The 24,328-nt window shown below is 61.8% G+C and carries 26 protein-coding genes; 13 read left to right on the top strand and 13 right to left on the bottom strand.

Translation table 11 applies throughout. The features are described 5' to 3' along the window. Positions 1-125: 125 nt before the first annotated feature. Positions 126-629: a thiol peroxidase gene (gene tpx / locus HA46_RS12930; RefSeq protein WP_033790209.1), complete on the top strand. Its 504-nt coding sequence runs from the start codon at positions 126-128 to the stop codon at positions 627-629. An 18-nt stretch (positions 630-647) separates the two neighbouring features. Here the strand turns inward: tpx and tyrR are convergent, their stop codons facing one another. The 7 genes from tyrR to pspA form a co-directional block, all read right to left on the bottom strand. Continuing rightward, positions 648-2,228, bottom strand: a complete 1,581-nt coding sequence (tyrR, locus tag HA46_RS12925; RefSeq protein ID WP_033790210.1) for a transcriptional regulator TyrR — start codon at positions 2,226-2,228, stop codon at positions 648-650. Positions 2,229-2,374: 146 nt separating this feature from the next. Beyond that, positions 2,375-3,442, bottom strand: coding sequence for a TIGR01620 family protein (locus tag HA46_RS12920; RefSeq protein WP_084884698.1), 1,068 nt, complete (start codon positions 3,440-3,442; stop codon positions 2,375-2,377). Next, a complete protein-coding gene (locus tag HA46_RS12915) occupies positions 3,439-4,833 on the bottom strand; it encodes a YcjX family GTP-binding protein (RefSeq protein ID WP_084884696.1) in 1,395 nt (464 codons plus the stop codon). Before HA46_RS12915 ends, HA46_RS12920 begins: the two co-directional genes overlap by 4 nt. Continuing rightward, the gene (pspD, locus tag HA46_RS12910) at positions 4,817-5,062 is read right to left on the bottom strand and encodes a phage shock protein PspD (RefSeq protein ID WP_048786259.1); all 246 of its coding nucleotides are present in this window, start codon (positions 5,060-5,062) and stop codon (positions 4,817-4,819) included. The genes HA46_RS12915 and pspD overlap by 17 nt, the downstream gene beginning before the upstream one ends. 55 nt (positions 5,063-5,117) lie before the next feature. Further along, positions 5,118-5,465, bottom strand: a complete 348-nt coding sequence (gene pspC, locus HA46_RS12905) for an envelope stress response membrane protein PspC (protein ID WP_084884693.1) — start codon at positions 5,463-5,465, stop codon at positions 5,118-5,120. Continuing rightward, positions 5,462-5,686, bottom strand: coding sequence for an envelope stress response membrane protein PspB (pspB, locus tag HA46_RS12900; protein ID WP_033790214.1), 225 nt, complete (start codon positions 5,684-5,686; stop codon positions 5,462-5,464). Before pspB ends, pspC begins: the two co-directional genes overlap by 4 nt. A gap of 36 nt (positions 5,687-5,722) precedes the next feature. After that, positions 5,723-6,388 (bottom strand): phage shock protein PspA, encoded by a 666-nt coding sequence (gene pspA / locus HA46_RS12895; RefSeq protein WP_033790216.1) that lies wholly within the window; start codon positions 6,386-6,388, stop codon positions 5,723-5,725. Positions 6,389-6,550: 162 nt separating this feature from the next. Here pspA and pspF point away from each other — a divergent pair, with 162 nt between their 5' ends. The 4 genes from pspF to sapB all read left to right on the top strand — a co-directional run bounded on the left by pspF (position 6,551) and on the right by sapB (position 10,797). After that, on the top strand, positions 6,551-7,540 hold the full coding sequence (pspF, locus tag HA46_RS12890) for a phage shock protein operon transcriptional activator (RefSeq protein ID WP_084884751.1): 990 nt from the start codon (positions 6,551-6,553) through the stop codon (positions 7,538-7,540). 134 nt (positions 7,541-7,674) lie between these two features. Continuing rightward, positions 7,675-7,908 carry a putative hemolysin gene (locus HA46_RS12885; RefSeq protein ID WP_033790218.1) on the top strand — a complete coding sequence of 78 codons (234 nt, stop codon included), beginning with the start codon at positions 7,675-7,677 and terminating at the stop codon, positions 7,906-7,908. A 300-nt stretch (positions 7,909-8,208) separates the two neighbouring features. Further along, entirely contained in the window at positions 8,209-9,831 is a 1,623-nt protein-coding gene (gene sapA / locus HA46_RS12880) for an ABC transporter substrate-binding protein SapA (RefSeq protein WP_084884690.1), read from the top strand. Next, the gene (sapB, locus tag HA46_RS12875; RefSeq protein WP_033746932.1) at positions 9,832-10,797 is read left to right on the top strand and encodes a putrescine export ABC transporter permease SapB; all 966 of its coding nucleotides are present in this window, start codon (positions 9,832-9,834) and stop codon (positions 10,795-10,797) included. Between the two features lie 58 nt (positions 10,798-10,855). Here the strand turns inward: sapB and HA46_RS12870 are convergent, their stop codons facing one another. Continuing rightward, positions 10,856-11,743: a LysR family transcriptional regulator gene (locus tag HA46_RS12870; protein ID WP_084884688.1), complete on the bottom strand. Its 888-nt coding sequence runs from the start codon at positions 11,741-11,743 to the stop codon at positions 10,856-10,858. Between the two features lie 105 nt (positions 11,744-11,848). Between HA46_RS12870 and HA46_RS12865 the strand changes: the two genes are divergently transcribed. Further along, positions 11,849-12,937, top strand: coding sequence for an oxidoreductase (locus HA46_RS12865; RefSeq protein ID WP_033790268.1), 1,089 nt, complete (start codon positions 11,849-11,851; stop codon positions 12,935-12,937). Positions 12,938-13,016: 79 nt separating this feature from the next. On the opposite strand, the gene HA46_RS12860 is transcribed toward HA46_RS12865, so the two are convergent. Both HA46_RS12860 and HA46_RS12855 read right to left on the bottom strand, forming a co-directional pair. Continuing rightward, complete coding sequence (locus HA46_RS12860; RefSeq protein WP_033790270.1) at positions 13,017-13,487, bottom strand: GNAT family N-acetyltransferase; 471 nt, start codon at positions 13,485-13,487, stop codon at positions 13,017-13,019. A 51-nt stretch (positions 13,488-13,538) separates the two neighbouring features. After that, positions 13,539-13,934, bottom strand: coding sequence for a VOC family protein (locus HA46_RS12855; RefSeq protein ID WP_084884686.1), 396 nt, complete (start codon positions 13,932-13,934; stop codon positions 13,539-13,541). 81 nt (positions 13,935-14,015) lie between these two features. Between HA46_RS12855 and HA46_RS12850 the strand changes: the two genes are divergently transcribed. From HA46_RS12850 to HA46_RS12815, 7 genes are all read left to right on the top strand, one after another. Then, positions 14,016-14,870, top strand: a complete 855-nt coding sequence (locus tag HA46_RS12850) for an alpha/beta fold hydrolase (protein WP_084884684.1) — start codon at positions 14,016-14,018, stop codon at positions 14,868-14,870. 802 nt (positions 14,871-15,672) lie between these two features. Then, positions 15,673-16,524 (top strand): transporter substrate-binding domain-containing protein, encoded by an 852-nt coding sequence (locus tag HA46_RS12840; RefSeq protein ID WP_084884682.1) that lies wholly within the window; start codon positions 15,673-15,675, stop codon positions 16,522-16,524. A gap of 12 nt (positions 16,525-16,536) precedes the next feature. Next, entirely contained in the window at positions 16,537-17,256 is a 720-nt protein-coding gene (locus tag HA46_RS12835; RefSeq protein ID WP_084884679.1) for an ABC transporter permease, read from the top strand. An 11-nt stretch (positions 17,257-17,267) separates the two neighbouring features. Next, on the top strand, positions 17,268-17,996 hold the full coding sequence (locus HA46_RS12830) for an ABC transporter permease (RefSeq protein WP_084884677.1): 729 nt from the start codon (positions 17,268-17,270) through the stop codon (positions 17,994-17,996). Between the two features lies 1 nt (position 17,997). After that, on the top strand, positions 17,998-18,792 hold the full coding sequence (locus tag HA46_RS12825) for an ABC transporter ATP-binding protein (protein ID WP_033790279.1): 795 nt from the start codon (positions 17,998-18,000) through the stop codon (positions 18,790-18,792). Next, entirely contained in the window at positions 18,789-20,285 is a 1,497-nt protein-coding gene (locus tag HA46_RS12820; protein ID WP_084884674.1) for an HAL/PAL/TAL family ammonia-lyase, read from the top strand. Before HA46_RS12825 ends, HA46_RS12820 begins: the two co-directional genes overlap by 4 nt. 190 nt (positions 20,286-20,475) lie before the next feature. Next, complete coding sequence (locus HA46_RS12815) at positions 20,476-21,963, top strand: sensor domain-containing diguanylate cyclase (protein ID WP_084884672.1); 1,488 nt, start codon at positions 20,476-20,478, stop codon at positions 21,961-21,963. Here the strand turns inward: HA46_RS12815 and arnF are convergent. Genes arnF through arnT form a run of 3 tightly spaced genes read right to left on the bottom strand, consistent with a single transcriptional unit; the run spans position 21,958 to position 24,328 of the window. Further along, positions 21,958-22,341: a 4-amino-4-deoxy-L-arabinose-phosphoundecaprenol flippase subunit ArnF gene (gene arnF / locus HA46_RS12810; RefSeq protein ID WP_084884669.1), complete on the bottom strand. Its 384-nt coding sequence runs from the start codon at positions 22,339-22,341 to the stop codon at positions 21,958-21,960. The two genes, HA46_RS12815 and arnF, sit on opposite strands and share 6 nt — an antisense overlap. Continuing rightward, complete coding sequence (gene arnE, locus HA46_RS12805) at positions 22,338-22,670, bottom strand: 4-amino-4-deoxy-L-arabinose-phosphoundecaprenol flippase subunit ArnE (protein WP_084884666.1); 333 nt, start codon at positions 22,668-22,670, stop codon at positions 22,338-22,340. The genes arnF and arnE overlap by 4 nt, the downstream gene beginning before the upstream one ends. Next, complete coding sequence (gene arnT, locus HA46_RS12800) at positions 22,667-24,328, bottom strand: lipid IV(A) 4-amino-4-deoxy-L-arabinosyltransferase (protein WP_084884664.1); 1,662 nt, start codon at positions 24,326-24,328, stop codon at positions 22,667-22,669. The genes arnE and arnT overlap by 4 nt, the downstream gene beginning before the upstream one ends.

Here is a 24,328-nt window from a genome sequence, read left to right as displayed (position 1 = left end):
CGCGTCGTCCTGGATAATCTGCGTTTTCCGCTCGTAAGTGTTTTATAGATATGTCATAAACCTTTTTTCAAACCATACTTACCTGTATTACCTGTATCCAGTTATCTGACGTTTAAGGAATCGCTATGTCTCACACTGTTCATTTTCAGGGCAACCCGGTTGAGGTTGCTGGTCACTTTCCCCAGGCGGGCGAGCAGGCTAAAGCCTTTTCGCTGGTGGCGAAAAATCTCTCCGACGTGTCGCTCTCTGAGTATGCAGGAAAACGCAAAGTTCTGAATATTTTTCCCAGCGTCGACACCGGCGTCTGCGCCGCCTCGGTACGCCGCTTTAACCAGCTGGCCAGCGAGCTGACCAACACGGTGGTGCTCTGCGTCTCCGCCGATCTGCCGTTTGCGCAGTCGCGTTTTTGCGGCGCCGATAACCTGAATAACGTCGTGACGCTCTCGACGCTGCGCGGCGCGGAATTCAAGCAGGATTATGGCGTGGCGATTTCTGCTGGCGCGCTGGCGGGCCTGACGGCGCGCGCGGTGGTGGTGCTGGATGAGCATGACAAGGTGCTGTACAGCCAGCTGGTCGACGAGATCACCACGGAACCCGATTACGACGCGGCGCTGGCCGTACTAAAGTAGTTTTAACCCCGGCGGCTGTTAGCCGCCGTTTTTCTCTTCCTGCTCGCCGCGCCTCTGTCCTAATCCATACTCACGCAGCTTGTTGGCGATAGCCGTATGCGAGACGCCAAGGCGTTTCGCCAGCTTCCGGGTGCTGGGATAGGAGAGATAAAGGCGGGTGAGCACGGAACGCTCGAAGCGGCTGGTGATTTCGTCGAGCGTGCCCTCCATCGCCTCTTCCCCCAGCGAGGCGTCCAGCGCCTGTTCAGGCAGCACGATATCCTGGGGACGCAGCTCATGCCCCTCCAGCTGCGTCAGCGCGCGATAGAGCGCGTTCTTCAGCTGGCGCACGTTGCCCGGCCAGTTGTAGCGCGTCAGCAGGCCGTTAAGCTGCGGCGAGAGGCGTGGACGCGGAATGCCCTGTTCGTCGGCAAAGCGCGCCACAAACATCTCGGTAAGCGGCAGAATATCGAGCGGGCGCTCGCGCAGCGGCGGCAGATGCAGCGTCAGCACGTTCAGACGATAAAAGAGATCTTCGCGGAACTCCCCGCGCTGCACCAGCTCGATCAGGTTTTTCTGCGTGGCGCAGATGACGCGCACGTCGACATGCACTTCATGCTCTTCCCCGACGCGGCGGAAAGTGCCGTCGTTGAGAAAGCGCAGCAGCTTGGTCTGCATGCGCGGCGACATTTCGCCGATCTCATCGAGCAGCACCGAGCCGCCGTTGGCCTGCTCGAAGAATCCCTTTTTCCCCTCTAAAGCGTTGGGATAGGCGCCGGCGGCATGGCCGAAAAGTTCGCTCTCCGCCACGTCGTCCGGCAGCGAGGCGCAGTTAAGCGCCAGGAACGGCTTCTTGCCGCGCGCGCTGCGCAGGTGGCAGGCGCGCGCCAGCATATCTTTGCCGGTGCCGGTATCGCCGACGATCAGCAGCGGCGCATCGTGCATCGCCAGCTTGCGCGCCTGATCGATTACCTGACGCATTTTTGGCGTGACGGCGATGATATGGTCGAACTCCGACTCGTCGGTCACCACCAGGTTTTGCAGCTGGCGCCCCATGCGAGCGGTGGATTTCAGCATCACCATCGCGCCGACCGGCTGGTCGCCTGCGCCTTCGTCGGCGGTCAGGTAAATGGGGCGCGCCTCCATCAGAAAGTCGCGGCCGTCGATCACCACATGCTGCGCCTGCGCCTCGACGCGGTCGCTCTCCAGCCAGCGCTGGAAGTTAAAGCCGCTAATCAGGTTGCCCGCGCTGTGGTTGCGGATTTTTTGCTCGTCGAGGTCGAACAGATTTTGCGCCGCCGGGTTGGCCAGCTCGACCTTGCTTTTGAGATCGATGGAAAAAACCGGCTCCGGCATCGCGACCAGCAGCGCGCTCAGGGCGCGGTGCTCCCGCTCCGACGGCATATAGGCGACTGTGCGCACGTCGGTCACGCCCGGCGTGCGGCGAATCTCCGCCATCAGGCTGCTGAACTGGTCGAATTCAAGCGCAGAGAAGTTGAGGTAAATACGGCCGAGCGCCGCGATTTCAATGCCGCGTAAATCGATGTTACGGGCGACTAACAGATCGAGCAGCTCGCGCGCCAGACCGATACGGTCCTGGCAGAAGACTTCAAGACGCATTGCGATGGCCTTAGTCAGGTGAAGAATCTGGAGATAATACGCTAACTTGCGGCAGGTCTGAAGAGGCGTGGAAGCAAAAGTTGACAGCACTGTTCAGTCTGCGGTGCGCGCCGCGCGAGCAGCGGCGCACCGGCAGAGGAAAGCGCCTAGCCTTCGCGCTTCGCGCCGCTTTTCGGCAGCGTCTCTTTAAGCTGGCTGATTAGATCGCGGCGGAAATCGCCCAGCCGCGGCTTATCGTCCTCCAGCCAGGGCAGCGGGCGGCACAGCTCCATCGCCTTGATGCCGAGCCGCGCGGTGAGCAGACCGGCGCCGATGCCCTGCGCGGCGCGCGCGGAGAGCCGGGCGGCGATATCCTGCGACATCCAGTCCATGCCGACTTCGCGCACCAGCTCCGACGCGCCGGCGAACGCCATATTCAGCAGCACCAGCCGGAACAGCCGCAGCCGGCTGAAATAGCCCAGCTCTATGCCGTAAATAGCGGCGATGCGGTTCACCAGCCGCAGGTTGCGCCAGGCGATAAACGCCATATCCACCAGCGCCAGCGGGCTGACGGCGATCATCAGCGTCGACTCCGCGGCGTGGCGGCCAATTTCACGTCGCGCCTGGCGATCCTGCACCGGCTGCACCAGCTGCGCATAGAGCGTGACGGTTTCACGGTCGTTCTGCGTTTCATGCAGCGAAGCGTGCCAGCGCTGCAGCGCCGGATGCGCCTGATCGAGACCCGCCTGCTGCGCCAGTTTTTCGCAGAAGGCGCGCCCTTTGCCGACGCTATGGCTGTGCAGCAGCTCGCGTCCGACGTCGCGCGTTTCGGCCCTTGCACGCAGCTTGTAGAGGCGGCGCCACTCGCTGGTCAGCGCGCCGACGCCGGCAACCACGATCAAGGCGCCCGCCGCGCCGCTGCCGAGGGCAAACCAGTCGCGCGTCAGCCAGGCGTCATGCATCCACTGCACGCTCTGCGCCGCGACGCTGGCGGCGAACAGCGCCACGCCCGCGCCGACCAGCCGGCGCCACAGGCTGCGCTTCGGCCGCAGCGCCTGATCCACCGCCCGCTCTCCCGCACCCTCTTCCACCACCTCGTCGGCCTGCTCGTCGACGGCGAGAAACGCCTGGCGCGCCTCGCCGTCGAACGCCTGCGCCGGGCGCAGCGCAGGCTCGCGCGGGGCGTCCAGCGGACGGGCGAAATCGATACGCGGCTTGAGTTGTTCATCGTTCATCGCAGCTTGTCTCCTAATAAAAATTCCAGCGCGGCGTCCATGCGGATATGGGGCAGCGGTCGATCGATGTCGAGCGGCTGCGGCCGGAACTGTTCAAACTGAAATCCCTGCTGCTGCCAGAAGGCGTGGCCCGGCAGGCGCGGCGGCACTTCGCCTGGATAGAAGGTCAGGGCCTCGCCGTCCGCCAGCCGCTCGCCGCGCAGCGCCGGGATCTTTTCCCCGCGGTGATCCACCAGCCCGCTCTGGGTGGCCTGCACCGACGCCAGGCCGACACAGTCCATGCTGATGCCCTCGAAGGCGGCGTTTTGCCACGCGTCCTGCACCAGCTGCTGCAGCAGCGACACCATATTGCCGTGCTGATCGGCGGTGATATGGTCCGCTTTGGTGGCGGCGAACAGCAGCTTGTCGATCACCGGCGAAAACAGCCGGCGGAACAGGGTACGCTGCCCGTAGTGGAAACTCTGCATCAGCTGAGTCAGCGCCAGCCGCATATCGTTAAACGCCTGCGGGCCGCTGTTTAGCGGCTGAAGGCAGTCTACCAGCACGATCTGGCGGTCGAAGCGCAGGAAGTGATTGCGGTAAAAATCCTTTACCACATGCTGACAGTAGTAGCGAAAGCGCTGCTGCAGCATGGCGAAATTGCTGCCTTTGTCAGCCTGCGCCAGTTTGCCGCGCGCCGCTTCGTCCATCAGCGGCCAGGGAAAGAACTGCAGCGCGGGCGCGCCCGCCATCTCGCCCGGCAGCACAAAGCGCCCCGGCTGGATAAAGTGCAGCCCTTCGGCCTTGCAGCGGTGCAGATAATCGGTCCAGGCGGCGGCGATGGCGGCCAGCCGGTTTTCGTCGGCGGGCGCAAAGGGATCGAGCGAGGCGCACAGCTCGCGCCACGGCTGCGCCCACCGGGCGCGATCGCCCTGCAACAGCCCGACCATCTGCCGCGACCAGTCGAAATAGTCCTGTGCCAGCATCGGCAGATCGAGCAGCCATTCGCCGGGATAGTCGACGATTTCCAGATAGAGCGTGGCGCTCTCTTTGAAGTGGCGCAGCAGCGAATCCTGCGAGCGGTAGCGCAGCGCCAGCCGCATTTCGCTGACGCCGCGCGTCGGGGTCGGCCAGGCGGGCGGCGTGCCGTAGAGCTGCGCCAGCCCTTCGTCGTAGGTGAAGCGCGCCGTGCCCATATCGCGCTGCGGAATGCGCTTGACGCCCAGCAGGCGTTCGTCGCGAACCACGGAAAAGAGCGGCAGCCGCGCGCCGCTGTGCACGTTAAGCAGCTGGTTAACGAGTGAGGTGATAAAGGCGGTTTTACCGCTGCGGCTCAGGCCGGTTACCGCCAGGCGCAGATGACGATCCGCGCCGCGGTTGAGGAGTGACAGTATTTCAGACTTGTTTATCATCTTTTTCCCTGATGAAGCGCGCCGCCGCCCGCTTCATGACGCGCTGCAGCAACGGCTCCAGCGCCAGGGAAAGCAGCATGCGCAGCGGGCGACGCGCAACCGATTTTACCGCCCAGCCGGTCAGCCCGGCCGGTCCATAGCTCACGGCATTGATAATGATGAATTTCCCGACCGACTTCAACGCGGGGGTCGCGCGGCGGCGAAATGAGGACGTGCGTGAATATAACAAAGTATACCTCCGGTTGACGGTATAACGGGGCCGAAGCGGCCCCGTTCAGGGAAAGTCAGAGCTGGCGAAAGCGGCTACGCACGCTGAAGGTTTCAGAGGTGACGTAGCGTTCGATCTCGCGCACGCTGTGCTCATCGCGCCGCAGCGCGCTTTCCAGTCGGTCGAGCAGTTCGCCGGCGTTGGGCTTGGTCGCGCCCTCTTCGGCATCCGCCGGTTTCACGTCCAGCACGAACCCCAGAATGAAGTAGGCGCAGATAGTAATCGCGAACAGGCCGAAGAACAGCGACAGCACCACGATAACGCGCAGCAGCCGCACCGGAATATCCAGGTACTCCGCCACGCCGGCGCAGACGCCCATCAGCTTCCCTTCGTCCGGCTTGCGCCACAGCTTGCGTTTAATCATGGCTGCCTCCAGTTAGGATGCTCGGCGTCCAGAATAGACTCCAGCGCCTGGATGCGGTCGCGCATACGTTCCGCATCCTGCGTCAGCTGCTGCAGGCGCTGAAGATCGCCTGCCGACAGTTCGTTGCCGCTGCGGCGATTGCTGTAGTGCAGCCATAACCAGATCGGCGCGACAAACAGCACGAAAATGGTCAGCGGTATAGCGAGAAAAAGTGCGCTCATTGACTCTCCTTAATCACTCTCGCAGATCAAATAGCGTTATTCGCTACGGTTCATTTTGGCTTTCAGCGCTTCCAGCTGCTGGCTGATTTCGTCATCGGCCTGCAGATCGGCGAACTGCGCGTCCAGCGATTTCGACTTGCCGAAACGCTGGCTTTCCGCTTCCGCTTCCATATGGTCGATGCGGCGCTCGAAAGATTCAAAGCGCGCCATGGCTTCATCCAGCTTGCCGCTGTCGAGCTGACGACGGGCGTCGCGCGAGGTAGAGGCGGCCTGATGACGCAGCGTCAGCGCCTGCTGACGGGCGCGGGTTTCGCTCAGCTTTTTCTCCAGCTCGCCGATTTCGCCTTTCATGCGTTCCAGCGTCTCTTCAACGTGAGCCACTTCCTGCTGCAGCGAGGCGATCAGGTCGGTCAGCTTCTGTTTTTCGATCAGCGCCGCACGCGCCAGGTCATCTTTGTCTTTGCGCAGCGCCAGCTCCGCTTTTTCCTGCCATTCGGCCTGCTGGACTTCCGCCTGTTCGATGCGGCGGTTCAGCTGTTTTTTCTCCGCCAGCGCGCGCGCCGAGGTGGAACGTACTTCAATCAGCGTGTCTTCCATTTCCTGAATCATCAGGCGTACCAGTTTCTGCGGATCTTCCGCACGCTCCAGCAGCGAATTGATGTTGGCGTTAACGATGTCGGCGAAACGAGAAAAAATACCCATAATGATGTTCCTCTTGATTATGTTGGTGCGCCATGCGCTGATTGTTATATTCAAAAGGCGTGCCAGTTTTTACATGCTTGATTTGTATTAATATTTTTATTTTACAGCGTCGCACTGGTCGCGTAAGGTAGTTAAATTGATTAAAAGGTGGTGAATTTCATCATGGCTGACGGCAACGATAACCTGTTAGGCGAATCCAACAACTTTCTCGAAGTCCTTGAGCAGGTATCCATGCTGGCGCCGCTGGAGAAGCCGGTGCTGGTGGTCGGCGAGCGCGGCACCGGCAAAGAGCTGATCGCCAGCCGCCTGCACTACCTCTCGGACCGCTGGCAGGGCCCCTTTATTTCGCTTAACTGCGCCGCGCTGAACGAAAATCTGCTCGACTCCGAGCTGTTCGGCCATGAGGCGGGCGCCTTTACCGGCGCGCAGAAGCGTCATCTGGGCCGCTTCGAGCGGGCGGACGGCGGCACGCTGTTTCTCGACGAGCTGGCGACGGCGCCGATGCTGGTGCAGGAGAAGCTGCTGCGCGTTATCGAGTATGGACAGCTGGAGCGCGTCGGCGGCAATCACGCGTTGCAGGTTAACGTGCGGCTGGTGTGCGCCACTAACGAAGATCTGCCCGCGCTGGCGGCGGCGGGGAAATTCCGCGCCGACCTGCTTGACCGCCTCGCCTTCGACGTGGTGCAGCTGCCCCCTTTGCGCGAGCGGCGCAGCGACATTCTGGTGATGGCGGAGCATTTCGCTATTCAGATGTGCCGCGAGCTGGGCCTGCCGCTGTTTCCGGGCTTTACCCCCGAGGCGCAGGAGACGCTGCTGGGGTATCAGTGGCCTGGCAACGTGCGCGAGCTAAAAAACGTGGTGGAGCGTTCGGTGTACCGTCATCACAGCAGCGACGAGCCGCTGGACCGGATTATTATCAATCCCTTTGCGCCGCGCGAACTGCCGACGGCCGCCGCGCCGGATGACTCTTCAGGCTCCCTGCCCGCTTTGCCGCTTGATCTGCGCCTGTGGCAGAACCAGCAGGAGCGCGCGCTGGTGGAGGCCGGCCTGCAGCAGGCGAAATATAACCAGCGCCGCGCCGCGGAGCTACTGGGGGTGACCTATCATCAGCTACGGGCAATGATGAAAAAGCACGGGATTGAAAGAGACTGAGTTGACTGCCCCTTTTAATACGGCATCCCATCCTGATCGCGATCAGCCCTGAACGCGCCTTAACCGGGTAGGATCCTACCTGAACCGGTCAAGGCTACACGCTATCTCCCAAGCGCTTTTAGCTAAGGATAATGATGAAAAAGATGGTATTAGTCGCAGCAACGACACTCCTGGCAGCATGCTCTACTCACGTTGAGCGTCCGCGTGAGACAGGCATGGCAAATCCTGCCTCCGTTTACTGTAAAAAAATCGGCGGCAAGCTCGATATTGTTAAAGAGCCCGGTGGCGAGGTGGGATACTGCACGCTACCAGAGGGTGAGCGCATTGAAGAATGGACGTTATTCAAGAGAGATAACGCTAAACAGTAGGCATGTTTCAGCTAAGCGCAGCAGAAAAAAAAAAGCCCGCTTGCGCGGGCAACAATACTGGAAGCAATGTGAGCAATGTCGTGCTCTTCACCGGTAGAGCCACCGCTGAAGCGCAATGAAATAATAATCATTCTTGTTCTCACTTGTAAAGCTCTAATTGAGAATTTTTCTCATTACCACAGCAAGGGTGTGTCTATTTTCTGCTCTCTGGCGAAAATCCCCCCAGCCGCGTCACCATATTTTGGGACATCGCCGCCTTTGCGATACACTCGGCCTATTGCCCGAACACCGTTGAGTTCTATGTCAAAACTAATCTCGTCGCTGATGCTTATTCTCAGCGTATTCAGCGCGTCTGCCTGGTCGGCAGAGAGCCGCGATATTCGCCACAGCGGCTTCGTCTACTGCGTCAACGGCACGCTGAATACCTTCAATCCGCAGATGGCGAGCAGCGGCCTTGCTGTCGATACCCTCGCCGCGCAGCTTTACGATCGTTTGCTGGATGTCGATCCCTACACCTATCGTCTGGTGCCCGATCTCGCCTCTTCCTGGGAAGTGCGCGATAACGGCGCGACCTACCGCTTCCACCTGCGCAGCAAGGTTTCTTTTCAGCGCACGTCCTGGTTTACGCCGACGCGCGCAATGAACGCCGACGACGTGGTATTCAGCTTTGCCCGCATGTTCGATCGCCACCATCCGTGGCACAACGTTAATGGCGGCAACTACCCCTACTTCGACAGCCTGCAGTTCGCCGATTCGGTGCAGAGCGTTAAAAAGATAGACGGCAATACGGTGGAGATCCGGCTCAACAGCCCGGACGCCTCGTTTCTCTGGCATCTGGCGACCCACTACGCGCCGGTGCTGTCGGCGGAATATGCCGACCAGCTGACCCGCAGCGGCCGCCAGGAAGAGCTTGATCGCCAGCCGGTGGGTACCGGTCCTTACCAGCTCAGCGAATATCGAGCCGGACAGTATATTCGCCTGGCGCGCAATCCCGCCTACTGGAAAGGCGTGCCGCGCCTGCAGCAGGCGGTGATCGATATGGGCGCAGGCGGAACGGGCCGCCTTTCTAAGCTGCTGACGGGAGAGTGCGACGTGCTCGCCTATCCCGCCGCCAGTCAGATTTCTATCCTGCGCGACGATCCCCGCCTGCGCATGACGCTGCGCCCCGGCATGAATATCGCCTATCTGGCGTTCAATACCCGCAAAGCGCCGCTGGACCGTCCGGAAGTGCGCCACGCGCTGGCGCTGGCGATCAATAACGAACGGCTGATGGAGTCGATCTACTACGGTACGGCGGAAACCGCCGCGTCGGTGCTGCCGCGCGCCTCCTGGGCCTACGATAGCGAAGCGCGCGTCACCGAGTATGACCCGAAAAAAGCGCGCGCGATGCTGGAGGCGCTGGGCATTACCGATCTCCATCTGCGCCTGGTGGTGCCGTCCGCCTCGCAGGCATGGAACCCCAGCCCGCTGAAAACGGCGGAGCTGCTGCAGGCCGATCTGGCGCAGGTTGGCGTTAAGGTGAGCATCGCGCCGGTAGAGGGCCGCTTTCAGGAAGCGCAGCTGATGGCGATGAACCACGACCTCACCCTCACCGGCTGGGCGACCGATAGTAACGATCCCGACAGTTTTTTCCGTCCGCTGCTGAGCTGCGCGGCGATTCGCTCGCAGACCAACTATGCGCACTGGTGCTCGCCCGGCTTCGATGAAGCTCTGCAGAAGGCGCTGCTGTCGCAGCAGCTGGCGGGCCGCATTGAGAACTATCACCTGGCGCAGCAGATGCTAGCACGCGATCTGCCGGTGTTGCCGCTCGCCTCTTCGCTGCGGTTGCAGGCCTACCGCCACGATATTAAAGGCCTGGTGTTAAGTCCGTTCGGCAACGCCTCTTTTGCCGGAGTCTACCGTGATGAGCGCGAGGAGCCGTAAGTGATCATCTATATGTTGCGTCGCCTGTTATTGCTGGTGATTACCCTGTTTCTGCTGTCGCTGGTGGGCTTTAGCCTGAGCTACTTCACCCCCAACGCGCCGCTGGAAGGCGCTTCGCTGTTCGACGCCTGGTGGTTCTGGTTCAGCGGCATGCTGCAGTTTGATTTCGGCGTCTCCAGCACCAACGGTCAGGAGATCGGCCTGCAGCTGCGCGAGGTGTTCCCCGCCACGCTGGAGCTGTGCGTGCTGGCGTTCGTGCTGGCGCTGCTGACCGGGATTCCGCTCGGCATCTGCGCCGGCGTGACGCGGAATAAGTGGCAGGATAAGGTGATTAGCGCGCTGGCTCTGCTCGGCTTTTCGATGCCGGTATTCTGGCTGGCGCTGCTGTTTACGCTGTTTTTCTCGCTGACGCTCGGCTGGCTGCCGGTGTCCGGCCGGTTTGATCTGCTCTATCCGGTGCAAAATATTACCGGTCTTGCGCTGGTTGACGCCTGGCTGAGCCCGTCACCGTGGCGTCATGAGATGCTGGTCAGCGTAATGACGCATATGATCCTGCCGGTGATTGTGCTGGCGGTCGCCCCCGCTACCGAAGTGATCCGCCTGCTGCGCGCCAGCACCAGCGAGGTGATGGATAAGAACTACGTGAAAGCGGCCGCCACGCGCGGGCTGTCGCGTTTTACCGTAATCCGCCGCCACGTGCTGCATAATGCGCTGCCGCCGGTGATCCCGCGTCTGGGCCTGCAGTTTTCGACGATGCTGACGCTGGCGATGATCACCGAGATGGTGTTCAACTGGCCGGGTCTGGGCCGGTGGCTCATTAACGCGATTCGTCAGCAGGATTATGCGGCGATTTCCGCCGGCGTGATGGTGGTTGGCGGTCTGGTGATTCTGGTGAACGTGGTTTCCGATATTATTGGCGCGGCGATGAATCCGTTGAAGCACAAAGAGTGGTATGCGTTGCGGTAGGGGGAAGATTAAGCGATAGACTTGTGCATAAATTCACTGGTGTTTATTGAGAATGTTTTCAGCATGTTTCAACGTCCTGCAGGGCCGCCTTCAGCGCCTTCAGCAGCAGCGTCGTGCGATAAGGCATGTACTGTCGGGTCGGCAGCAGCGCCCAGACCGCCAGCGCGTGTCGACTGGCGTCCGACAGCGCAATCTCCACCAGCTCTCCCCGGCGCAGCTCGTCGCGAATATCGAGAAAGGTCAGCTGCGCGATGCCGATCCCCGCTACGCACATCTCCCGTACGCCCTCGACGCTGCTGCAGCTGAAGCGCGCGGCAATCGGGCAGTTCACCACCTGTCCGTGCTGCTCGAACATCCAGTGCGCCACCCCGGAAATTTTCAGGCAGCGATGCTGCTGCAGATCGCTGAGGCTGGTCGGCTGGCCATAGCGCGCCAGATAGCCGGGCGCGGCGCAGAGTATGCGCGGATTATCGGCGAGCCGATGGGCGACCAGCGTCGAATCTTTCAGGGGCGCCAGCCGCAGCGCCATGTCATAGCCCTGCCCGACGATATCGACCACGCTGTCGCTCAGGTTGAGATCGACCCGCAGCGCAGGGTTCGCCTCCATCAGCGCAGGCAGCAGCGGCAGCAGATGGCGCTTGCCGAATTCCGACGCCGCCGTCACGCGCAGCAGCCCGCTGGCGCCCTGCGATGCTGAATTAAACAGGCTTTTGGCGGTTTCCCCTGCCTCCAGCATCAGGCGCGCATAGGGCAGAAATTCTTCGCCTTCGCTGGTTAACGATACCGCGCGCGTTGTGCGCTGAAACAGACGCACGCCCAGTTCGCTCTCCAGCTGCGCTAACCGTCGCGAAATGGTCATGGCCGTTGCGTTAACCCGTCTGGCCGTCTCGGTAAGGTTGCCGGTGTCGGCGATGCTGCAGAAAATCTCAACGTTTTTTAAATCCATTGTAACGCTTTCCGTTATACAGCTTGTCGGTTTTGGCGATTATTCGCCGCCTGCCGCGGCATTACAATAGCTTCAGTAGATAATCACTCAGGAGATTCTGCCGATATGGCTAAAAAACTTTTTACGGCCGGCGTTATCAACGCCACGCCCTTTAACAACCGCGCCATGGTGGCGCCGATGACCCGCATCTCCGCTTCGGAAACCGGCGTGCCGGGCGAGATCGTGCAGCGCTACTACGCCAGCTTTGCGCGCGGCGGTTTCGGCGGCGTGATTTCAGAGGGGCTTTATGTCGACCAGGCCTGGTCGCAGACCTACGCTTTCCAGCCCGGGATTGTAACCGACGAGCAGGTTGAGGGCTGGCGCAAGGTAGTTGACGCCGTGAAAAGCCAGGGCGCCGTCTTTATCGCGCAGCTTATCCATGGCGGCGCGCTTTCGCAGGCCAATATCTATCGCCGCTCTACCGTTGGCCCTTCGGCTGTGCAGCCGGTCGGCCAGCAGCTCGGCTTTTACCACGGTCAGGGCGACTATGCGCTGCCGGAGGCGATGAGCGAGGAGCAGATCCAGCAGGCGATTAGCGCCTTTGCCGCCAGCGCGGCGCGCGCGGTCAACGCGGCGGGTTTTGACGGCGTCGAGATCCACTCCGCCAATGGCTATCTGCTCGATCAGTTCCTGACCGACTACACCAATCAGCGCACCGACCGCTGGGGCGGCGACATCGAAGCGCGCCTGGGCCTGACGCTGGCGGTAATCAAGGCGGTGCGGGCGCAAATCGGGCCTGATGCTATCCTGGGCGTGCGCATCTCGCAGGGCAAGGTCAACGATTTCCATCACAAATGGAAAGAAGGCAAAGCGGGCGCCGCGAAAGTGTTCGCACTGCTGCAGGCCGCGGGCGTGGATTATATCCACGTGACGGAATATCAGGCGTGGAAACCCGCCTTTAGCGACGGCGAACAGACTTTTGCCGCTATCGCCCGCGAGGCGGCGCCGGATACCGTTCTTGTCGTTAACGGCGGCCTGGATACCGGCGACCTGGCAGAAGAGCAGCTTGAACAAGGCGCCGACTTTGTGGCGATCGGCAAGGCGGCGCTGGCTAACCACGACTGGCCGACGCGCGTGGCGGAAAAGGCGCCGCTGCGCGCCCTGCCGGAAAACGTGCTGTCGCCGGTGGCGAATATCAAACCAGACGAAGTTTAATTTTCGCCAGCATGCCGGGCCGTTGTCATGAAGCGAGCCCGGCGGTGAAGCGCGGCTTGCCAGTGCGACGCGATCGAGCTTAAAGCGCGATAGCCATATCAATGCAGCGCAGTTCAGCCTGGGCGAGTCTGGAAGGATAGACATTTTCCTGCACAAAGCTAAAGCCGTGCCGCTCATAGAAGGTTTGCGCATTAGGGGTCGAGGCGAGAGTGAGTCGGGTAAACCCCCGCTGGCGCGCCTCGCCTTTTATCGCCTTGATAATCTTGCCAGCTAACCCTTTTCCAGCGTGTTCGGGCAGGGTAAAAATTGCCTCGACACTGCCGGAAGAGAGGTCGAGAAAACCCGTTGCCACCGGGCGGCTATCCGGCCCTTCAATCACGAAGAAGGGGTTCGCTCTGATTACCTCGCGATAACTTTCAGGCATCCCATCTGGCGTCCAGGCCTGAAGGATCTCGGGCTTATAGCTGTTGCGGCACCCGTCGCGGATAGCCAAATTTCTGACAAGCCAGCATTGTTCCGCTTCGTCAGGTCGCGCGCGTCTCACCCTCATCGCTTTTCCTTATTCTTTTCTCTGTCGGTTGATTATCTCGCCAGTGGCGCATCAGCGCTCGCCCCAGCGCATCTGCTGAATCACAACGCGATAGCCATCGACATCCTGGAATGTCGCGCCCCTTCTCTCCCAGTAGGGATTGAACGATTTCACCCTGACAAAGCCAGCCTGATCCATCTTCGCGCAGCGTGTCGCCCAGCCGTCCTGGTCAGGCACATAGAGAACCAGCAGATCTTCGGCGGACGGAGATGGCGTGACCGGATGAAAATAGCATTGCGTAAATTCAAGATGCCAGGGCAAATCGTCGCGGCCTAACATACAGCCGCTAAAACCCTCATGATCGCGAAATTCGCCGATGATCTGCAGATCCAGCCCGCTGGCGTACATCTCACCGCTTTTGCTCAGCAGGCTCACCGGCCTGGCGATACGCATATGCTGAAATTCCATTGCCGCCTCTCTTTATGCTCCAGATGGATAGCGGCCGACCGTGACTATAATCTGTACAATCCGCCTGCCAGGAAAATAACTATGTTTGAAGGATTTATTCATACAGAAATAGCGCTTTCCGACGCGACAATCAGCGTACGCTATGGCGGAAGCGGTCCGCCGCTTATGCTGCTGCATGGCCATCCCCGCACCCACGTCACCTGGTCAAAAGTCGCGCCGCGGCTGGCTAAGTTCTTTACCGTGGTCTGCCCAGACCTGCGCGGCTTCGGCAGCTCGTCAAAACCTGCCGATTTACCGGATCACGCAGGCTCTGCCAAACGAGCGAAAGCGAAAGACTGCATTGAGCTGATGCGCCATCTTGGCTTTGCGCGCTTTGCGCTGGTCGGCCATGACAGAGGGAGTTATACGGCCTATCGCGCCGCGCTCGATTATCCCGACAGCATCACTCGCCTTGCGGTTCTTGATTCTGTTCCAATCCTGGAAGCCCTGGAACGCTGTAACGAGAGGTTTGCGCGTCAGTGGTATCACTGGTTTTTCTTTGCCCAGCCTGAAAAGCCTGAACGGGCGATTCTGGCCGATCCGGACCAATGGTACGGTCCGCAGCCGAAAACGATGGGAGATGAGGAGTATCAGGCGTTCAGGCAAGCCATTCACGATCCCGCCACCGTGCACGGGATGCTTGAGGATTATCGCGCAGGCCTGTCGATAGACAGAGAGCATGAGGCGCAGGATCGCCAGGCCGGACGTCTTATCACCTGCCCAACCTTATGTTTATGGTCGAAGCAGGACGATCTGGAAGATTTGTACGGCGATATCCTCGCTATCTGGCGGCGCTGGGCGCCGGATGTGCGCGGCCACGCGATTAACAGCGGCCATCATATGGCGGAAGAGGCGCCTGAAGAGCTGAGCGCCGCGCTGCTGCGCTTTTTTCAGTAGCGACGCGGCGGCTCTGATCAGGTTGAGGCCAGCGCCGCCTTTAGCGACAAATATCCTTCAGGCATTCGCGGCAGGGTTTTGTATTCACCTTTCTGTTTTTTGCGGTCAGCAGCGCGTCGCGTGGATGATAAAACGTGCCGATAAACACCCTTAGCGCCGCGTCGGGAAGCCGGGTACAGGCTTTCGTATGCAGAACAAAACAGCCAGAGGGATCGCATTCCTGGGTAAGGTAGTAAAAGCTGCTCATCATGGTAACTGATTAAAAGTTGTATCGTGAATAAACTATTAAATATCCTGAAATAAATTGATACATCAGTAAAAACTATCGCTGGGAAAGGTTTTAAGTATTAAAAAAAGTTAGCGTTTCCTGCTGCAAGTCTGGCTTAAATCGACATAACACCGTCAGCGCGCTCGCCAAAACGCCTGAAATCTCCAGATTCATCCCTATGATTAACCTGACCTTAAGATGAAAATAAATAAGCGGCTCGTATTAACTACCGACTTACCTCTTTTGCACCTTTGTCATGCAGCAGCGCGCCTTTTTCGTGCAGAAACGCGGCGCGCCCCTCGATTTAGCGCCTGTTTTACCGGTTTCGCCTGCTCTTTTGCTGGCACAACTTTTGCAGCTTGTATGTACAAGTTAATTCTGTTCGGCATTTAACAAAATTTTATCAAGTGATGCTCACAAAGTGGACACATCCACGATGTGTCAGAACAAATTTGCTTGTATATACATGAAATGTCATTTGCACTGATCTCGCTACGAGATCGCCTGAATCGATCGCTCACCAGGAGAAGCCGCATGACGCAACGCGCACCTATTCGTCGTTTTTGCCTCACCACCCTTTTCGCCTCGCTGCTGCTGAGCGGCGCGGCGGCGCAGGCCAAAGAGTGGAAATCGATTACCATAGCGACCGAAGGCAGCTATGAGCCCTGGAACCTGACGCTGCCGGGCGGCAAGCTGGGCGGCTTTGAACCAGAACTGATGGAAGACCTATGCAAGCGCATGGGCGTCCAGTGCAAGCTGGTGGTACAGAACTGGGACGGCATGATCGCCGGACTCAATGCCGGCAAATATGATGTGATCATGGACGCGATCGTGATTACGCCAGATCGTAAAAAAGTGGTCAACTTCACCACGCCGTACGCCTCTACGCCCGCCACCTTTATTACCAGCAAAGATAATCCGCTGCTGCCGGCCGATAGCCACATCATTAAGCTGCATGATGACGAGGCCGCGATCAACGCGGCGATCGCCCCGCTTAAAGCGGCGCTAAAAGGCAAAACCATTGGCATCGCCTCCGGCACCGTCTACACCCCCTTTATCGATAAATACTTCAAAGGCGACGCCGAGGTGCGGGAATACACCGCGTCGGCGGACGCCATTCTCGATCTGCAATCGGGCCGCATCGACGCGGTGTTCGATGATGTCACCTTCGCCCAGTCGATGCTGGCGCGCAAAGAGAACGCCAACCTGAGCTTTAGCGGTCCGCAGCTGGGCGGCCCGATCTGGGGCGAAGGCGAAGCGATGGGCGTGCGCATGGCCGACAGCGATCTCAAAGCCAAACTCGACGAAGCGATTCATGCCGCGCTGGCCGACGGCACGGTGAAAAAGCTGAGTGAAAAATGGTTTAAAACCGACGTCACCCCGTAGGAGAGGTAAAAGATGATGAGCCTGCTGAGTTTTGGCCCGGACGGCTGGGGCCGACTGATTCTGAGCGCCGCCTGCACCACGCTGCTGCTGTCGCTGGCGGCGCTAATCATCGGCGCCGTAGTCGGCTCCGGCGTGGCGGCCGCCAAGCTCTCCGCCCACCGCTGGCTGCGCTGGCTGGGCGAGGGCTATTCGGTAGTGTTTCGCGGCATTCCGGAACTGCTGGTGATCTACCTGTTCTATTTCGGCGGATCCGGGTTGATTACGCTGGTAGGCCAGCTTTTCGGCGCGGACGGCTTTATCGAGGCGCCGCCGTTTCTGATCGGCGCGCTGGCGATCGGGCTCATCTCCGGCTCCTATCAGGGCGAAGTCTATCGTGCGGCGCGCCTGGCGCTGGCCAAAGGCGAAGTAGAGGCGGCGGTGGCGATCGGCATGCCGCGCTGGCGCATCGCGCATCGCATTCTGCTGCCGCAGGTGGTGCGCTACGCCCTGCCCGGCATGTCGAACGTCTGGCAGATGAGCCTGAAAGATTCGGCGCTGGTCTCGGTGACCGGCATCGTCGAACTGATGCGCGCCAGCCAGGTCGCGGCCGGCTCCACCCGCGATTATTTCACCTTTTACCTGGTCGGCGGCGCCTGCTATCTGGTGCTGACGCTGCTGTCTAATCAGGCGTTTCGTCGGGCGGAGTCGCGCCTCGGACGCGCGTGGCAGAGCCGCACCGCGGCGCAGCATTAAGGAGCAGCAGCATGATTGACTTCGCGTTTCTCTCTGACACCTTTCTTAAGCTGAGCGCCGCCCTGCCGGTCACCCTCGGCCTGTTTATCAGCGCCTTCCTGTGCGGCGGCGTGCTGGCGATCGGCATTCTGGCGCTGCGCATGAGCCGCTGGCGGCTGCTGAGCGGCTTCGCGCGCGGCTACATTCTGGTGTTTCGCGGCTCGCCGCTGATGATCCAGCTCTTCCTTATCTACTACGGGCTTGGGCAGTTCGGCGTGATCCGCCACAGTTTCGTCTGGCCGTTCCTGCGCGAGCCGTTTATTTGCGCGGTGCTGGCGCTGTCGCTCTGTACCGCGGCCTATACGGCGGAAATCCTGCGCGGCGCGCTGCTCGCCGTGCCCGCCGGCCAGGTCGAGGCCGGCCTCGCCTGCGGCATGTCGCGCTGGCTGCTGCTGCGCCGCATTATCGCGCCGGTGATGCTGCGCTACGCGCTGCCCGCCTACTCCACCGAGGCGATTCTGCTGGTGAAGTCCACCGCGCTGGCCAGCCTCGTCACCGTCTGGGACGTGACGGGCGTGGCGCAGCAAATCATCCAGCGCACCTACCGCACCATGGAGGTGTTTCTCTGCGCCGCGGTTATCTACCTGCTGCTGAACTTTATTATCGTCCAGCTCTACGCGCTGCTGGAGCGTCGCCTGACCCCGGTGCATCGCACGGCAAAAAAGCCGTTGTCCGCCGTTAAACCGCTTGTCGGAGAGTAATATGCATTCCACATCCCCCGTTACCCTGTCCGCCACGGATATTCATAAATCCTTCGGCGCCATGGACGTTCTGAAAGGCATTTCCCTGCAGGCGCACCAGGGCGATGTAATTTCGATTCTCGGCGCCAGCGGCTCGGGAAAAAGCACCCTGCTGCGCTGCATTAACCTGCTGGAGACGCCCGACGCCGGCGTGGTCAGCGTCGGCGGCGAAACCATCGAGATGAAGCGCCATGCGCGCGGCCACCAGCTGGCGGCCAATCCGCGGCAGATCGAGCGCCTGCGCTCCCGCCTCGGCATGGTGTTTCAGAGCTTTAATCTCTGGTCGCACATGACGGTGCTGCAAAACGTCATCGAAGGGCCGCACTACGTGCTGAAGCGCGACAAAAAAAGCTGCATCGCCCAGGCGGAGCAGCTGCTTGATCGCGTCGGCCTGCTCAACCGCAAAGATTTCTATCCGGCGCAGCTCTCCGGCGGTCAGCAGCAGCGCGTGGCGATCGCCCGCGCGCTGGCGATGGATCCCGAGGTGATGCTGTTCGACGAGCCGACCTCCGCGCTCGACCCCGAGCTGGTGGGCGAAGTGCTGAAAGTGATGCGCAGCCTGGCCGAAGAGGGGCGAACCATGCTGGTGGTGACGCACGAAATGGGCTTCGCGCGCAACGTCTCCAACCGCGTGGTGTTTATGCATCAGGGCACCATCGACTGTCAGGGCGAACCCGAGGCAATGTTCGGCCAGCAGGGGTCGCAGCGCTTTAAGCAGTTTATCTCCAGCCATCACGGCGCGGGGCAGCCGTCATGACCCTGGTCTGGGGCGACGGGCCGCTAAAGTGGCAGGATCTGGTCGCGGTGGCGCGGCACGACGCGGAGTTAAGCTTAAGCGCCAGCGCCTGGCAGCGTATCGCCCAGGGGCGCGCCATTGTCGATGAGATCGTCGCCAGCGGGCAGATCGCCTACGGCGTCAACACCGGCCTCGGCGCGTTGTGCAATATCACGCTGGCGGACGAGCAGCTTAGCCAGCTGTCGCGCAATACCCTGCTGAGCCACGCCTGCGGCGTCGGCCCGCTGCTGACGCGCGAGCAGGCGCGCGCCATTCTGTGCGCGGCGATCGCCAACTACAGCCACGGCAAATCGGGCGTATCAGCCGGGCTGGTGCAGCATATGCTGGCGCTGCTGAATCATCAGATTACGCCGCAGGTGCCGTCGCAGGGATCGGTCGGCTACCTGAGCCATATGGCGCATATCGGTCTGGCGCTCATCGGCGTCGGCGAGGTGGAGTATCGAAACCAGCAGATGCCCGCCGCGCAGGCGCTCGCGCTGGCTGGCCTGGCGCCCTGGCGCCCCGGCGCCAAAGAGGGGCTGAGCCTGGTGAACGGTACGCCCTGCATGACGGGGCTCGCCTGCCTGGCGCTGGACGATGCCGCGCGCCTGCTGAACCGGGCGGACGTCACCGGCGCGATGAGCTTCGAGGCGCTCCGCGGCCAGCTGGCGGCGTTCGACCCCGAGGTGCTGGCGCTTAAGGCGAGTCCCGGCATGCAGATCAGCGGCCAGCGGCTGCGTCAGCTGCTGGGCGACAGTCCGCTGCTGGCGGCCAGCGTTGGCGTCCGCACGCAGGACGCGCTCAGCCTGCGATCGATGCCGCAGGTGCACGGCGCCAGCCGCGATCAGTTCGCGCACGCCGCGCGCCAGATCGAGACCGAGCTCAACGCCTGTACCGACAACCCCCTGGTGCTCGGCACGCCGGGAAGCTGGCGCGTGGTGTCGCAGGCCAACCCGCACGGCGAGTCGGTGGCGATGGCGGCGGATCTGCTGGCGATCGCCATGGCGGAGATCGGCAGCATCGCCGAGCGGCGGCTCGACCGGCTGGTCAATCCGCTGGTGAGCGGCCTGCCGCCCTTTCTGGTGGCGCAGCCGGGCGTTAACTCCGGTATGATGATCGCGCAGTATGTGGCGGCGTCGCTCTGTGCGGAGAATCGCCAGCTGGCGCAGCCCGCGGTGCTGGATAACTATGTCACCTCAGGCTTGCAGGAGGATCATCTCAGCCTGGGCACCGGCGCGGCGCTCAAGCTGCTGAAGCTGCTGGAAAACGTCTGGCATATTCTGGCTATCGAGTACCTTCTCGCCGCCCAGGCGCTCGATTTTCACGGCGACGCGGCGCTCGCCTCGGGCACGCGGCGGGCGCTGCACCGTCTGCGGGCGGTGGTGGCGAACTGGCAGCAGGATCGCTGGCTGGCGCCCGATATCGCCCAGGCGGTCAGGGTCCTGAAAAGCACGCCGGATTTGAACCAGCCGTAATGCCCTGTCGCGGGCTCTCTACGCCCGGCGGGTGCCATCTCGCCGTTGCGCTTCTCCCCGACCCGCCAGCGCCCCTCTCGCTTCCCGCTCCCGCCAGGTCCGCTTTTTACTGCTACCTTTTACAGATAACCCGTTGTTTTACCGGAGAGAGACTTTGCCCTTGCCCCGCTCCAGGAAAACAGAGCGCTTTGTGCTGCTGTTTCTGCTATTCATCAGCGTTTTTATCGTGACGGCCTGCAGCTGGGCGCTCTGGCAGTCGTGGCAGAACCGGCTGCAGGATGTCTCGGTGCAGGCGCGCAACCAGTCGCTCTCGCTCTCCCGCCAGGCGCAGGACACCTTTTTACAGGTCAATATCGCGCTGGATGAGATCGCCCGCCAGGGAGACGAGGTGTTTAGCCGTCCTGCGGCCTACAGCGGCAGAAACGGCATTCTGGCCGGACTCTCGCTGCCGCTGCCGCAGCTGGCCGGACTCTTTGTTTATGATAAAGAGGGCAACTGGCTGGCCACCTCGCGCGACATGCAGTTTAAGCAGATGAACAACGCCGACCGCGAGTCCTTTATCTGGCACCGCGACCATGCCGATCCGGGCGCGCACATCGGCCACGTCATTCGCAGCCGCAGCGCCGACGAGCTGGTGATCCCGGTTTCTCTGCGGCTTAACGACGCGGCGGGCAATTTCCGCGGCGTGGCGCTCGGTTCGGTAAAAGTCGCTTTTTTCCGCCAGTTTTACGGCTGGTATGAACAGAGCCCGGGCGATCTGCTGGCCCTGATGAACACCGACGGCGTCTTGCTTTACGCCCGCCCTTTTCCCGACAGCATGCTCAACCGCAGCCTCTCTTCCAGCCCGCTGTTTACCCGCCTGCTGAGCCAGTCGCGCATTGGCAGCGCCACCTGGGACAGTCGCCTCGACGGCGAGGAGCGCCTTTTCGGCTACGCCCGGCTGGAGCGCTATCCGCTGGTGGTGGCGGTCGGCTATGAAACCCGGGCGATCCGGCACGCCTGGTGGAAGAGCAATATCACCGGCATCAGCGTGAATATCTTTACCTGGCTGCTGGTGCTGCTGTTCGGCTATCTGGTGCTGCGTCAGCTGCGCGCCAACCAGCGCAGCCAGCAGGCGCTGATGCGCTCGCAGGATGAGCTGACGCGGCTCAACGGCACGCTGAGCGATCTGGCGATGCTGGATGGCCTGACCGGCCTGGGCAACCGGCGGCAGTTCGATTTTTATCTGGAGAAGAGCCTGCGGGGCGCCGCCTCGCCCGTCTCGCTGATTATGTTCGATGTGGACTTTTTCAAGCGCTACAACGATGAGTATGGCCATATCGCCGGCGATCGCTGCCTGCAGGAAGTGGCGGCGGTGCTCAAACACCTGCCGCTGCGCGGAACCGACCGGGTTACGCGCTACGGCGGCGAAGAGTTCGCCATTATTCTGCCGGGCACCCACGCCCGCGACGCTGAGAATGTCGCTCACCGGGCGCTGGAGGCGATTCGCCGCGCGGCGCTGCCCCATGAGGCGAGCGATCTGCCGGATAAAATCGTCACCCTGAGCGCGGGTATCAGCGCCGCGCCGCCCGGCGACTCGCCTGATTCGCTCAAGCTGGCCGCCGACGAGGCGCTTTATGTGGCGAAAAAAGCGGGACGCAACTGCATTGCGGGGACGGACGGCATCTGCCTGTTATAGCTTTTTCCGGCGCGGCGGGATGGCAACCGCCAGCAGGCCCAGCACGATCAGCAGCACCCCCGCCAGGCCGCTCCAGCGAAAGGGCTCGCCGAAAGCCGGGAGCAGCACGGCGGCCGCCCATACCAGCACGTAGCTCAGGCTCAGCAGCGGATAGAGCCGGTTGAGCGGCAGATGGCGGAGCGCCATCATCCAGCAGAGCATGGACAGCGCATAGGCTCCCAGCCCGGCAGCGAGCGGCAGCAGCGTGGCGGCATGGCGCATCCCGTCGAGACTCAGCCACTCTTCGACGGGCGGGAAATCGCGCATCGCCAGGCGCAGCGTCAGCTGCGCCAGCGTCACCAGCAGCACCGAACCGATCGCCAGCATCACGCCTTTCACAGATGACTCCCGATCAGCGCCACGCCCGCCACGATCGCCAGCGTGCCGAGCCATTGCCGCCGCGTGTAGCTTTCCCGCCAGATCAGCCGCGCGGCGAGCGCCACCAGCACAAAGTTAATGCTGAGCATCGGATAGGCGACGCTGACCGGCACCCGTCGCAGCACCCACAGCCAGAGCAGCATCGCGACGCCCAGCAGCAGCAGGCTTAAGCCAATCCACAGCATCATACGGCGTTTACCGCCGCGCGCGCCGAGGGTCGCCGCCTGCTTCTGGCAGAGCTGCGCGAGGCAGCTCAGCAGGCTTACCAGCACCATCAGCAGCAGGCTCATGGTTTTTCGTCATAGCCGAAGTAAACCAGCCGTCCCTGCCGATACCTCTCGTCCGGCGTCGGCATAGCTGCGTCCGGCGCGCTCTCGCCCGCGTTGAGCATCATGATCACCGCCACGTGCCCGTGACGACGGTGCGCCTGCAGCCAGTCGGCGAAGGCCGCGCCATCGACGTAGCGCGCCTGCGCATCGGGATAGCTCAGGCCATACTCCACCTCGCCTTTGGCGTCGTAGAGCGTGATGTCGCTGCGGCGCAGCGTCCAGGCGATCGCCGAGGCGACGCCGGGATTGTCCGCCAGCAGATAGCGGCTGCCCGCCAGCCGCTCGCGCACCGCGCTGACGAAGCTCAGCGGCAGCTTCGAATCGCGCACCTTCTGCGGAATGGCGTACCCCACCAGCAGCGCCAGCGCCAGCGGACAGAGCGCCGCCAGCTGCCAGCGGTTGTCGCCCGGCCGCAGGCTCAGCCAGCCCGCGATGCCCCAGCCGGCAAAGGCCGCCGCCGCCGCCGCCGCACGCAGCGTCTCGTCGCGAGCGTAGAGCGGATGGCGCGCCAGCCCCCAGGGCGCGAGAAACAGGACGACCGCCGCGGCAGCGATCAGGCCGAACAGCAAATTGATCCTGCCGTTGATGCGGAACACGCTGCCGAGCCGTGCGCCGCCGCTATGGGCGTAGCGTGCCATCAGCAGCGCCAGCGGCGCGAAGCACGGCAGGATGTAGGTGGGCAGTTTGCCTTTGGCGATGCTGAAAAACAGCAGCGGCAGCAGCACCCAGCTTAACAGGTAGGCGGCGTCGGCCTGCTCTCCGCGCCGCCGCCATGCCGAGGCCAGCGCGCCGGGCAGCAGCGCCAGCCAGGGCAGCGAACCCGCCAGCATCACCGGCAGGTAGTACCAGAATGGCGCCTTATGCTGGGCATCGGCATCGGCGAAACGCTGGATATGCTCGACCCAGAAGAAGTAGTGCCAGAAATCCCCTTCCTGCCGCGCGATCGCCAGCGCCCAGGGCGCGCTAATCGCCAGCGCCGTCGCGACGGTCAGCATCCCCCAGCGCAGCAGTTCGCCGAAGCGACGCTGCCAGAGGGCCCAGGGCGCAATCGCCAGCACCGGCACCGCCAGCGCCAGAAAGCCCTTGGTCATAAAGCCCATGGCGCAGGCGACGCCGAGCAGCGGATAGCCCCACAGCCGCTGCCGCGTGCCGCTCGCGTGGGCCGCCAGCCAGTAGCTGCACATCGCCGCCACCAGCCACAGCAGCAGAATGGGATCGAGCACCGCGTAGGTGCCGATACCGTATACCAGCAGCGAGGTAAGAAAAATCACGCTGCCGCTGAGCGCGACGGCGCGGCTGGCGAACATCCGCGCGCCGAGCCAGTAGATGAGCAGCGCGCTCAGCGCCGTGCTGAAAATGGCGCCCGCGCGCACGCCGAACAGGGTGTGGCCGAACAGCAGCTGGCCGATGTTATTGACCCAGTAGCCGGCAATCGGTTTTTCAAAGTAGCGCAGGCCGAAAAAATGCGGCACCACCCAGCTGCCGCCCGCCACCATTTCGCGGCTGATCTCGGCGTAGCGGGTCTCATCCGGCTGCCACAGGCTGCGGAACTCAATTGGGATCAGGTAATAGAGGACGAAAAGCGCCAGCAGCAGCGCCGTTTTCGTCCCTGCGCGCAT

This window comes from Pantoea septica, from assembly GCF_002095575.1.
Classification (GTDB): Bacteria; Pseudomonadota; Gammaproteobacteria; order Enterobacterales; family Enterobacteriaceae; genus Pantoea; species Pantoea septica.
This window is presented reverse-complemented; position numbering and strand designations above follow the sequence as displayed.

Excerpts from the sequence above, each read along its gene's own strand:
- HA46_RS12860 (WP_033790270.1), bottom strand. The coding sequence starts at position 13,487 with ATGAGGGTGAGACGCGCGCGACCTGACGAAGCGGAACAATGCTGGCTT.
- sapA (WP_084884690.1), top strand. The coding sequence starts at position 8,209 with ATGTCAAAACTAATCTCGTCGCTGATGCTTATTCTCAGCGTATTCAGC.
- arnT (WP_084884664.1), bottom strand. The coding sequence starts at position 24,328 with ATGCGCGCAGGGACGAAAACGGCGCTGCTGCTGGCGCTTTTCGTCCTC.
- HA46_RS12840 (WP_084884682.1), top strand. The coding sequence starts at position 15,673 with ATGACGCAACGCGCACCTATTCGTCGTTTTTGCCTCACCACCCTTTTC.
- pspB (WP_033790214.1), bottom strand. The coding sequence starts at position 5,686 with ATGAGCGCACTTTTTCTCGCTATACCGCTGACCATTTTCGTGCTGTTT.
- pspC (WP_084884693.1), bottom strand. The coding sequence starts at position 5,465 with ATGATTAAACGCAAGCTGTGGCGCAAGCCGGACGAAGGGAAGCTGATG.
- HA46_RS12870 (WP_084884688.1), bottom strand. The coding sequence starts at position 11,743 with ATGGATTTAAAAAACGTTGAGATTTTCTGCAGCATCGCCGACACCGGC.
- HA46_RS12865 (WP_033790268.1), top strand. The coding sequence starts at position 11,849 with ATGGCTAAAAAACTTTTTACGGCCGGCGTTATCAACGCCACGCCCTTT.
- pspF (WP_084884751.1), top strand. The coding sequence starts at position 6,551 with ATGGCTGACGGCAACGATAACCTGTTAGGCGAATCCAACAACTTTCTC.
- arnE (WP_084884666.1), bottom strand. The coding sequence starts at position 22,670 with ATGAGCCTGCTGCTGATGGTGCTGGTAAGCCTGCTGAGCTGCCTCGCG.
- HA46_RS12825 (WP_033790279.1), top strand. The coding sequence starts at position 17,998 with ATGCATTCCACATCCCCCGTTACCCTGTCCGCCACGGATATTCATAAA.
- HA46_RS12885 (WP_033790218.1), top strand. The coding sequence starts at position 7,675 with ATGAAAAAGATGGTATTAGTCGCAGCAACGACACTCCTGGCAGCATGC.
- HA46_RS12920 (WP_084884698.1), bottom strand. The coding sequence starts at position 3,442 with ATGAACGATGAACAACTCAAGCCGCGTATCGATTTCGCCCGTCCGCTG.
- HA46_RS12820 (WP_084884674.1), top strand. The coding sequence starts at position 18,789 with ATGACCCTGGTCTGGGGCGACGGGCCGCTAAAGTGGCAGGATCTGGTC.
- HA46_RS12855 (WP_084884686.1), bottom strand. The coding sequence starts at position 13,934 with ATGGAATTTCAGCATATGCGTATCGCCAGGCCGGTGAGCCTGCTGAGC.
- tyrR (WP_033790210.1), bottom strand. The coding sequence starts at position 2,228 with ATGCGTCTTGAAGTCTTCTGCCAGGACCGTATCGGTCTGGCGCGCGAG.
- HA46_RS12915 (WP_084884696.1), bottom strand. The coding sequence starts at position 4,833 with ATGATAAACAAGTCTGAAATACTGTCACTCCTCAACCGCGGCGCGGAT.
- HA46_RS12830 (WP_084884677.1), top strand. The coding sequence starts at position 17,268 with ATGATTGACTTCGCGTTTCTCTCTGACACCTTTCTTAAGCTGAGCGCC.
- tpx (WP_033790209.1), top strand. The coding sequence starts at position 126 with ATGTCTCACACTGTTCATTTTCAGGGCAACCCGGTTGAGGTTGCTGGT.
- HA46_RS12850 (WP_084884684.1), top strand. The coding sequence starts at position 14,016 with ATGTTTGAAGGATTTATTCATACAGAAATAGCGCTTTCCGACGCGACA.
- HA46_RS12835 (WP_084884679.1), top strand. The coding sequence starts at position 16,537 with ATGATGAGCCTGCTGAGTTTTGGCCCGGACGGCTGGGGCCGACTGATT.
- pspA (WP_033790216.1), bottom strand. The coding sequence starts at position 6,388 with ATGGGTATTTTTTCTCGTTTCGCCGACATCGTTAACGCCAACATCAAT.